Source organism: Aeromonas sp. Prich7-2, assembly GCF_017939255.1.
In the GTDB taxonomy this organism is placed as follows: Bacteria; Pseudomonadota; Gammaproteobacteria; order Enterobacterales; family Aeromonadaceae; genus Aeromonas; species Aeromonas caviae.
Genome location: NZ_JAGKRI010000071.1, coordinates 1 through 8,560 on the forward strand (window position 1 = coordinate 1; position 8,560 = coordinate 8,560).

An 8,560-nucleotide genomic window follows, 5' to 3' on the forward strand; every position below is an offset into this window, starting at 1 on the left:
GGTCACGCTCTTACTTTGCGGGCTCTTGCGGCGGAGCACCGTTGGAGGTGATCAAGCAATACATTCAAAACCAGCGGGGCTGACGCCCCGGCGAAATTCCCCTCCCACCTACGTCGGAGGGAGTCCCCTTTCGCATTTAAGATGGCAAAAGCGCCGATGCTAAGCCTTGGGGCCGAACCTCGTCAAGGTGCAGCCCTGGGCCTCTGCCTGCTTGATGACAAACCCCTTCTCGATGCCCGCCTTGAAGCCCAGCTTCTCATAGAGGCGATGGGCTTCATCGCGCCCTTCCCCCGAGAGCAGCATCACCTTGTAGCCATCCAGCCCCCAGGCCAGGGAGAGCGCCTGTTCAAGCACCTTCTGGCTCAGCCCCTGGCGTCGGAACGCAGAGGCCGTTACCACGTGCTCTATGATGCCAAAGGGCCTGCCGCCGTTGCTCAGGGTCGGGATCACACCGAGCTGGCAGGTGGCGGCGAGCTCACCGCCCACCTTCGCCACGATGATCCGCACCTCGGGCCTGGCCAGCAGGCTCGCGAGCGTCTCCCTCGCCATGGAAAGCGGCATCACGGGATCCCGTGGTCTGAGCTCGGCGTAAAGGCTGAGCAAGCCGCCAGATCCTGCTCCCTGCACTCTCTGATCACCACCATGGCAACCTACCTGATCTGCCACTCCTCTTTCGGCTGATCATGCATGACGCCAGCATGGAGTGTGCGCAGGCATAATAGAGAAAGAAGATGCCTCCCCAGGTTGGGAAGGCATCGCGATCAACGGGTCTTGACCGCCTGGAGCAGGACAGAGACATCGGCGCCAACGCGGCGGGTCGCGATGGCTTCGCGAATGTCGCTCTCGCTGTAGCGACTGGCGGGGTAGACCACCACGCAGGCGGTGTCACCGGGAGCGAGGAAGTGGGTCTCGCCAAAGGGGGTGTAGCGGGTGGCGCCAATGCTGATGAGCGCATGGGCCGGGCGCCCCGCCTGGGCCAGCAGCCCCTGGATATGCTCGGCCGGGCCTTCGTCCTGCTGATGGTTGAACTTGTCGATGGCCCACGCCAGCAACTGACCGTGGAAGTAGCTGTAGTCCACCGCCGCGCTGTCGATCCCGTAGGGGTGCAGCTCCCCGTCCCGCTCCAGATAGCAGGCGATGCGGTAGTCATCGAGCTCGCATCCTGCGGCAAAGTGGGTCAGGGGCAGCAGGTTCGCGGCCAGCCCCTTGCTCTCTTCACCCCAGTTCTTCTTCTCGCTGATCTTTTTGGCATTGGGGCGACGGATGGAGCAGTCGTTGTAGGCGCCAAACGCCTTGGGATGGATGGCCACCACCTGCTCCCCCGCGTACTCCAGCTCGCACCACAGTGCCACCTCGGGTTCAATCTGCACCTTCTCGTCCCCGCTCACCGCCGCCTCCGGCAGGAAGATGGCATCGCCGCTCAGGGGAAAGACCCCGAGCTGGCCGGGATGGTTCGGCACATAGAAGGGGAACAGCGCCTTGGGGGCGACCTTGTCGTCAACCTTGACGGCGACGAAGTCCGCCGCCTCCCCTGCCTGCTCCAGGTGACCGGCGAAGTTGCCCGCCACGCCCAGTCCGATAAAGGGGGTCTGTGAGGTGATCTGCATCTGTGGCTCCACTGGCGCGGCCGGGGCCGCCGCCTCGTTGTCGTTGTTCAGGGCGGAAATACCGCCAAAGAGGGAGCTTATTAGAGCACAGCCCCCGTACGGCGCCCAGCCACCGGGCCACAAGCTGTGCACCAGGGCGGATTTCCCCTCACCATCTGGTCATAAAGTCAGCAGTCGATGCGAAGCTGTGATCCCGATGCTTGGGAGAGCCCGGCACTTTTGCTAGGCTGCCCTATTCATTTGCCGTTCGGGAGCCGTCGCAAGGCCATGGCCACCCACTTTCAGGGGCGCTTCGAGGTGGAGTTCAAATACCGCCTGACGGACAGCGCCGCCTTTGTGCATACCCTCACGGCCCTCAGCCCCGAGGTGATGGTGGCGGACAATCATGAGCAGGACTGCTACTTCGACACGGCAGATGGCGCCCTGGCCCGGGCAGAGAAGAGCCTGATCATCCGCACCATGGCCCCCAGCGGCATCCGGCTCTGGATAGTCAAAGGACCCGGCCCCGATCGCTGCGAGGCGGTCAACATCACCGATGCGGACAAGGCGGCCAGCATGGTGCGCACCCTGGGCTACCAGCCGGTGCTGACCATCGACAAGCGGCGCAGCATCTATTTTCTGGGGGCCTTCCACGTCACGGTGGATCACCTGGCAGGCGTCGGTGATTTTGCCGAGCTCGCCATCATGACTGACGACGAGACCGCCCTGCCCGCCTACCGCGCGCAGTTGCTGGCGCTGGCTAGCCGGCTGGGACTGGCGCCCGAGATGCGGGAAACCCGCTCCTATCGCACCCTGTGCGAGCAGCGAGCCCCCCCCTTTGACAAGCGGCAACAAGAGGAATCTGCCCATGATCGACAAACTCGCCTGGCTGACCTTCAAGGAGGGACAACTGCTGTGCGCCCGCTCCCACGGCAAGGACATCTACTACATTCCGGGGGGCAAGCGCGAGCCGGGCGAGAGCGACGAGGCGGCCCTCGTTCGTGAAATCGAGGAAGAGCTCGCGGTCATCCTGAAACCCGACACCCTGGCGTTCGCCTGCGAGTTCAGCGCCCAGGCGGACGGCAAGCCGCAAGGGGTGAATGTCAATCTGCGTTGCTACACGGGGGACGCCGACGGCACGCCCGTCGCCTCGGCGGAGATCGCCGAGCTGCGCTGGCTGGACAGCCGCCACCTGGCCGAAGTCTCCCCCGTCTCCCGCCTGCTGTTCCAGTGGCTGGCAGCGCAGGGACTGATCCATTAAGAGACGGCGCACCTGACCGGATGATAATAGCACCGGCAGGAGAGTCCGCGCCCGAGACGTTAATCCCCCACGTGGGCCAAGAGAGAAGATGAGGACATTCAATGGAGATCCTTGAGGTCGAGAGCACCAGAGGCATCAAACCGGCGCTGATCGCCCTGCTGCAAGATTGCGTGGCCAGCGGTGCCTCGGTGGGCTTTCTGCCTCCCCTGCAGGAAGAGCAGGGGCTGGCGTACTGGCAAGGCATCGAGGGGGAGCTGGCGGATGGAGTGCGCAAGCTCTGGGTGGCGTTTGATCAGCACCATCTGGTGGGCGCCCTGCAGCTCTCCCTGTGCACAAAGGCCAACGGGGGCCACAGGGCCGAAGTGGAAAAGCTGATGGTCCACAGCCAGGCCCGTGGCAAGGGGGTGGGCCGCGCCCTGATGAACGCCATGGAGCAAGGGGCCCGGGACGCCAGGCGTACCTTGCTGGTGCTGGATACCCGGGTCGGCGACGTGGCCTCCAGCCTCTATCGCCAGCTCGGCTATCAGGAGGCCGGCCAGATCCCGGACTTCGCCCGCAATGGGGACGGCACCCTCGCCGCCACCCAGTTCTTCTACAAGCAGCTCTGAGGCAGACGGCCTGGCAAGACCGGACAGCGTGCCGGTCTTGCCCCCTCCAAGGCTCGGCGTACATAGGTTTTTGGTTCAATCAGACTCATCGGCAAGGAGCCATCATGATATTGGAAGTCGCCCATCTGCAGATCATTCCCGGCAAGGCCACTGACTTCGAGCAGGCCTTCGCCCGAGCCCAGCACATCATCAGCGCCATGCCCGGCTACCTGGGCCACCAGTTGCAGCGTGCCCTGGACGATCCCCATCACTACCTGCTGCTGGTGCAGTGGGCGCGGCTGGAAGATCACACCCGGGGGTTCAGGGGCTCCCCCCGGTACCAGGAGTGGAAGGCCCTGCTGCACCACTTCTACGACCCCTTCCCCAGGGTCGAACATTTTCAGGATGCAACACCGATCAGTGCCGCAAGCTGAACCTTGATCAGCTCGTCCCGTCACGGGCTGATCAATGGCGTCAGGCCAGGCGCTCGGCCCTGTGGGCAATCTGCGGCTCGGCAAAGGCGCTCTGGGCCGCGATGAGCTGCAGCTCGTAGGCATTCGCCTCCCAGGTCTGTCTCAGCACCGCATCCACCGCGGCGTTGGTGCGCTCGAAGGCGCTCACCCCATCATATCCCGCCTGCAGGTTGGCCAGCATCAGGGCGCTGATGAGATCCCCCACGCCCACCGGTTGGCGCGCGAAATCGTAAAGGGGACGGGCGATCAGATAGTCTCCCTCGGGGGTGGCAAGCAGCATCTCGAAGCGGCCGGGGACGCTGGCGGCGCGACCCAGGTGCTTGACCAGCACCATCTTCACCCCCTTCTCCAGCAACTGGCGTGCGGCGACCCGGGTCTGGGCCAGGGTTGTCAGATGGACATCGCACAGGGTCTCCAGCTCCAGCAGATTGGGGGCCATGATGTCCGCCACCGGCAGGGCCTGCTCGGTGAGAAAGCGGGTGACGCCCGGGGCGACGATGCACCCCTTCTCCGGATGCCCCATCACGGGATCGCAGAAATAGAGGGCCGCCGGATTGGCTCGTTTCACCGCCGCCACCACCGCCAGGATCTCGTCCCCCTGCTCCGCCGAGCCCAGATAGCCACTTAGCACCGCATCGCAGCGCGCCAGCACCTCGATATTGCAAAGCCCCTGGCACAAGGCGGCAATGTGGCCCGCCGGCATTGCCATTCCCTGCCAACCCGCCTCGTACTGGGTGTGGTTGGAGAACTGCACCGTATTGATGGGCCACACCTCCATGCCGAGACGGCGCATGGGGAACACGGCGGCGCTGTTGCCGGCACAGCCAAACACCACGTGGGACTGGATAGAGAGAATGCGTTTCATCGACACCACCGGACAAGAAGCCTGAGGAAAAGAGGCAATATATCGGATGAAGAGACGGCTCTTCCAGCAATTAACGCCCTGACTCCCTATTTATGCTTCTGCAGGCTTAACCTGCCGCATATTTGACCCCCGCTACCCTGTTTCTGTACAACCCTGGAGCCATCTCCCCGCTGCTGCGGGGTGATAAATGTACTTGTACGTCTCTTGTCTGATGGCATACAAGGTGATTTTTAAACCAGCCATGAACAGTCGGGATCAAGGATGAGGTCCGATGAAAAGGCGCCAGTCGGCAGTCGGCAGTCGGCAGTCGGCAGTCGGCAGTCGGCAGTCGCAAAGTAAGGCAACAAGGGCAAGGGTCAAGGAGACGTCGGAAGATCACAGGACAAAGGCGGCCTCCCCTTGCCTGACACCGTGGCAACGGCAAGCCATACGCAGTGGCGACAGCAAGTCACGTCACCAGTGCCGTGACTGCAGCGAGTCGCCAGCAGTCGTCAGAGGGAGCGCGGTGCTTGGGCGTCTCAATCCCGGGCGAAGTGGTAGACCCAGCCTTCGTCCGGTGCCATCTCCTCCGGCAGGTCCACCAGAGCAGGCAGCGAGGTGACGGCCCCTTCGGCCGCATATTGCAGGGCCATCAGGGCGCAGAGCGCGGCATCATAGGGATCCGTTCCAGGGATGAGGATTGCTGGCAGGTGGGGTTGCAGCTCGGGCCGCACAGCAGAGGCTTTGCCCCCCATTTTGGCCAGGGCGGGATAGACCTCCAGCACCGCGCGCCCGGCAGCCCTCGCCCGTTTTGGCACCAGTTGCAGATCCCCGAGGCGCGGCAGCATGGAGAGGGCCAGGGTGGCGTTGTTGCCGAGCCTGTCGAAGGTGGCGGAGAGGGGCTTCTTGCCATAGTGCTGATAGAGCCAGCGCTCGCAATCCCGGTAGGCGTAAGGGTTGTCAATCTCCCGCTGGGGCACGGGAAAGCCGCTCCCCCACCCCGCCAGCAGATCGGCGAGGGCGCGGGGAAAGGCCAGGGGCGCATCGATGCCGAGAGCAAGGCGCGGGCAGGCCAGCACCTGCATCAGCGCCACCTCGTCTTGCAGGGCCGGGCGCAGCAGGGCATCCAGATCCGGCGCGACCCGGGAGCTCAGGCGAAACAGGGGGGAGATCCCGAGCCAGTGCAGACGCGACTCCCGGGCCTGCCAACCCACCACCGCCACCGCCTGGGCATTGCCCTGCCAGCCCCTCACGTCCCAGCCGATGCCGATGGCGTCCATGTGTTCCGTTGTCATGCCCCTGTTACCTCTGTGCAGCCTTGATGGAGCACAGGGTAATGGCTGCCCCTCCTAAAGCAAGGGCAAGTTGGTCCCTAGAAGGATTTCTTGAAGTTGATCAGGGGCAGAATGGGGAAGATGCCGTTCTCGGCGTAGTTGGCCAGGCCAATCTGCAAGCCGTCCAGGTGCTTGGTGGCATTGACGAATCCCAGCTGGAACGTGGTGCGTTCGGCATAGTTGACGAAGCCGACGTTGGCCAGGGCATTGCCCTGGGCGATGTTGACCGCCCCCCAGTTGAGCCCCTTCACATTGTTGGTCAGGTTGACGAAGCCCAGATTGAGGCCGGTATCCTGCCCTTCGTGCCAGTTGACGGCGTTGATGGCGACCCCGCCAAACTGATGGCGCACCCGGCTCGCGCCAAAGAACACACCAAGCTGCAGGCCGGTGAATTGATCCACGTCGGAGAGGGCGAACACCGGCAGATCGATCCCCTTCACCTGGCCGGTGCGGCCGTAGAGGAAGGAAGCCCTTGCCCCTTCCACCTGATTGGACGAGGGCAGGTTGACACCGGGCAGGGAGATCTGGACCGGCGTGCTGGCCTGGGCGACACCGGCGAGGGTCAGGGCACCACAGCCGAGCAGCAGGGCGAACGGTTTCATCGGGGATTCCTTGTGAAGAGGGTGTGGCTCAAGGGTACCAGCGCAGGCCCCGGGGAACGAGACCCCGCCCCCTGCCCTGCGTCACCTCTCGTCTGAACCCGGGGATGGCTCTCTCGGCGGATTGGAAAATTCAAACAGAAACTAACATTTATACCAAAGGTGGATTGGTTGCAGAATTCTCAAACGTGTGTTTGAACAGAGCAAACAACACGTAACACAGGGATGACGTGCTGTACCCGCAAGAAGGGTCGATTGACCCGCAAAAACAGTGTTCTGCCGAACCGGAGACCCATGATGAATATGGACGTGATCAAGAGCTTTACCGAGCAGATGCAAGGCTTTGCCGCTCCCCTCACCCGCTACAACCAGCTGCTGGCCAGCAACATCGAACAGCTGACCCGGTTGCAACTGGCGTCCGCCAATGCCTACGCCGAACTGGGGCTCAACCAGTTGCAGGCCGTCGGCAAGGTGCAGGATGCCCAGAGCCTGGCGGCCCTCGGCACCGTGCAGCTGGAGAGCGCCAGCCAGCTCTCCCGCCAGATGCTGGATGACATCCAGAAGCTCAGCACCCTCGGCCAGCAGTTCAAGGAAGAACTGGATGCCCTGACCGCAGATGGCATCAAGAAGAGCACGGGCAAGGCCTGATAACCCCTGGCTGCCCGTCTTGCGGGCAGCCACATCTCCCCACGACTCGACAGAACGGGCAAGTGCCCGCCCCGGGCGTGGGTGAAGGAGAACACATGAGCCAATCATCTTACGGCCCGCTGTTCGAGGCCCTGGCCCACTACAACGACAAGCTGCTGGCCATGGCCAGAGCCCAGACCGAGCGCACCGCCCAGGCCCTGCTGCAGACCAGTCTGGACGATCTGGGCCAGGTGCTGGAGCAGGGCAGCCAGCAGCCCTGGCAGCTGATCCAGTCCCAGATGAACTGGTGGCAGGATCAGCTCAAGCTGATGCAGCACACCCTGCTCAAGAGTGCAGGCCAGCCGAGCGAGCCGGTGATCACCCCGGATCGCAGCGATCGCCGCTTCAAGGCCGACGCCTGGAGCGAGCAACCCCTCTATGACTACCTCAAGCAATCCTATCTGCTGACCGCAAGACACCTGCTGGCGGCGGTGGATGCCCTGGAGGGCGTGCCCGAGAAGAGCCGGGAGCGACTGCGCTTTTTCACCCGCCAGTACGTCAACGCCATGGCTCCCAGCAACTTCCTGGCCACCAACCCGGAGCTGCTCAAGCTCACCCTGGAGTCCGACGGCCAGAATCTGGTGCGCGGCCTTGCGCTCCTGGCCGAAGATCTGGAGCGCAGCGCCGATCACCTCAACATCCGCCTGACCGACGAGTCCGCCTTCGAGCTCGGCCGGGATCTGGCGACCACCCCGGGCCGGGTAGTGCTGCGCACCGAGCTCTTTGAGCTCATCCAGTACAGCCCGACCACAGCGACGGTGGGCAAGACCCCGGTGCTGGTCGTGCCCCCCTTCATCAACAAGTACTACATCTTGACATCCTCCCCCACCTTAGCGCTTCGCGTCACAGGAGGGGGATTCCCATTACTGGGTGATAGCTGCTCGCGCAGTACCGGGTTCCTGCTTCATCGGGCGGCCTGATTGCACCACGCCTCCACAGGCTAAAACGGCGTGTCCCGCCGCTAAAATATTGCGAGCGCTGTTCACATCGGCGTTCGCCTCATAACCACACGCAGCGCATTTAAACTGGCTTTGCGTCTGGCAGTTATCCTTCGCAGTATGCCCACAACAGGCGCACTGCTGGCTGGTGTAGGCCGGGTTTATCGCCAACACCTGACCGCCTCGCCATGCCTGCTTATATTCGAGCTGGCGGCGCAGCTCAAACCAGCCCTGATCTAATATCGAACGAT

Annotated in this window: 10 protein-coding genes and 3 pseudogenes; 7 read left to right on the plus strand and 6 right to left on the minus strand. The window is 63.4% G+C overall.

Annotation, left to right across the window (positions count from 1 at the left end):
- Positions 1 to 83: transposase (locus tag J9892_RS13320; protein ID WP_202904331.1), on the plus strand; the 83-nt coding region annotated here is incomplete at its 5' end.
- A 76-nt stretch (positions 84 to 159) separates the two neighbouring features.
- Here the strand turns inward: J9892_RS13320 and J9892_RS13325 are convergent.
- Both J9892_RS13325 and J9892_RS13330 read right to left on the minus strand, forming a co-directional pair.
- Positions 160 to 644, minus strand: a pseudogene (locus tag J9892_RS13325) (GNAT family N-acetyltransferase).
- Between the two features lie 117 nt (positions 645 to 761).
- Positions 762 to 1,607 (minus strand): DUF5718 family protein, encoded by an 846-nt coding sequence (locus J9892_RS13330; protein WP_069784645.1) that lies wholly within the window; start codon positions 1,605 to 1,607, stop codon positions 762 to 764.
- Positions 1,608 to 1,874: 267 nt separating this feature from the next.
- Here J9892_RS13330 and J9892_RS13335 point away from each other — a divergent pair.
- The 4 genes and pseudogenes from J9892_RS13335 to J9892_RS13350 all read left to right on the plus strand — a co-directional run.
- A pseudogene (locus tag J9892_RS13335) lies at positions 1,875 to 2,411 on the plus strand (class IV adenylate cyclase); the annotation flags it as partial.
- 43 nt (positions 2,412 to 2,454) lie between these two features.
- Positions 2,455 to 2,847 (plus strand): NUDIX domain-containing protein, encoded by a 393-nt coding sequence (locus J9892_RS13340; protein WP_010674874.1) that lies wholly within the window; start codon positions 2,455 to 2,457, stop codon positions 2,845 to 2,847.
- Positions 2,848 to 2,948: 101 nt separating this feature from the next.
- Positions 2,949 to 3,455 (plus strand): GNAT family N-acetyltransferase, encoded by a 507-nt coding sequence (locus J9892_RS13345; RefSeq protein ID WP_010674875.1) that lies wholly within the window; start codon positions 2,949 to 2,951, stop codon positions 3,453 to 3,455.
- 104 nt (positions 3,456 to 3,559) lie between these two features.
- The gene (locus tag J9892_RS13350; RefSeq protein ID WP_010674876.1) at positions 3,560 to 3,868 is read left to right on the plus strand and encodes an antibiotic biosynthesis monooxygenase; all 309 of its coding nucleotides are present in this window, start codon (positions 3,560 to 3,562) and stop codon (positions 3,866 to 3,868) included.
- 40 nt (positions 3,869 to 3,908) lie between these two features.
- On the opposite strand, the gene pdxY is transcribed toward J9892_RS13350, so the two are convergent.
- The 3 genes from pdxY to J9892_RS13365 all read right to left on the minus strand — a co-directional run bounded on the left by pdxY (position 3,909) and on the right by J9892_RS13365 (position 6,687).
- Entirely contained in the window at positions 3,909 to 4,772 is an 864-nt protein-coding gene (gene pdxY, locus J9892_RS13355) for a pyridoxal kinase PdxY (RefSeq protein ID WP_010674877.1), read from the minus strand.
- Between the two features lie 518 nt (positions 4,773 to 5,290).
- Positions 5,291 to 6,046, minus strand: a complete 756-nt coding sequence (locus J9892_RS13360) for a DUF429 domain-containing protein (RefSeq protein WP_029314586.1) — start codon at positions 6,044 to 6,046, stop codon at positions 5,291 to 5,293.
- A 77-nt stretch (positions 6,047 to 6,123) separates the two neighbouring features.
- A complete protein-coding gene (locus J9892_RS13365; protein WP_010674879.1) occupies positions 6,124 to 6,687 on the minus strand; it encodes a hypothetical protein in 564 nt (187 codons plus the stop codon).
- A 294-nt stretch (positions 6,688 to 6,981) separates the two neighbouring features.
- Here J9892_RS13365 and J9892_RS13370 point away from each other — a divergent pair, with 294 nt between their 5' ends.
- The gene (locus J9892_RS13370) at positions 6,982 to 7,332 is read left to right on the plus strand and encodes a phasin family protein (RefSeq protein WP_041211496.1); all 351 of its coding nucleotides are present in this window, start codon (positions 6,982 to 6,984) and stop codon (positions 7,330 to 7,332) included.
- A 95-nt stretch (positions 7,333 to 7,427) separates the two neighbouring features.
- Positions 7,428 to 8,186 (plus strand): annotated as a pseudogene (locus J9892_RS13375) (class I poly(R)-hydroxyalkanoic acid synthase); the annotation flags it as partial.
- A 48-nt stretch (positions 8,187 to 8,234) separates the two neighbouring features.
- Here the strand turns inward: J9892_RS13375 and J9892_RS13380 are convergent.
- A partial coding sequence (locus J9892_RS13380) for a zinc ribbon domain-containing protein (protein ID WP_210538465.1) occupies positions 8,235 to 8,560 on the minus strand: 326 nt, incomplete at its 5' end.

Bases quoted from the DNA above. Each gene is read 5' to 3' on its own strand.
- J9892_RS13330 (WP_069784645.1), bottom strand. From the start codon at position 1,607: ATGCAGATCACCTCACAGACCCCCTTTATCGGACTGGGCGTGGCGGGC.
- J9892_RS13370 (WP_041211496.1), top strand. From the start codon at position 6,982: ATGAATATGGACGTGATCAAGAGCTTTACCGAGCAGATGCAAGGCTTT.
- J9892_RS13340 (WP_010674874.1), top strand. From the start codon at position 2,455: ATGATCGACAAACTCGCCTGGCTGACCTTCAAGGAGGGACAACTGCTG.
- J9892_RS13360 (WP_029314586.1), bottom strand. From the start codon at position 6,046: ATGACAACGGAACACATGGACGCCATCGGCATCGGCTGGGACGTGAGG.
- J9892_RS13345 (WP_010674875.1), top strand. From the start codon at position 2,949: ATGGAGATCCTTGAGGTCGAGAGCACCAGAGGCATCAAACCGGCGCTG.
- pdxY (WP_010674877.1), bottom strand. From the start codon at position 4,772: ATGAAACGCATTCTCTCTATCCAGTCCCACGTGGTGTTTGGCTGTGCC.
- J9892_RS13350 (WP_010674876.1), top strand. From the start codon at position 3,560: ATGATATTGGAAGTCGCCCATCTGCAGATCATTCCCGGCAAGGCCACT.
- J9892_RS13365 (WP_010674879.1), bottom strand. From the start codon at position 6,687: ATGAAACCGTTCGCCCTGCTGCTCGGCTGTGGTGCCCTGACCCTCGCC.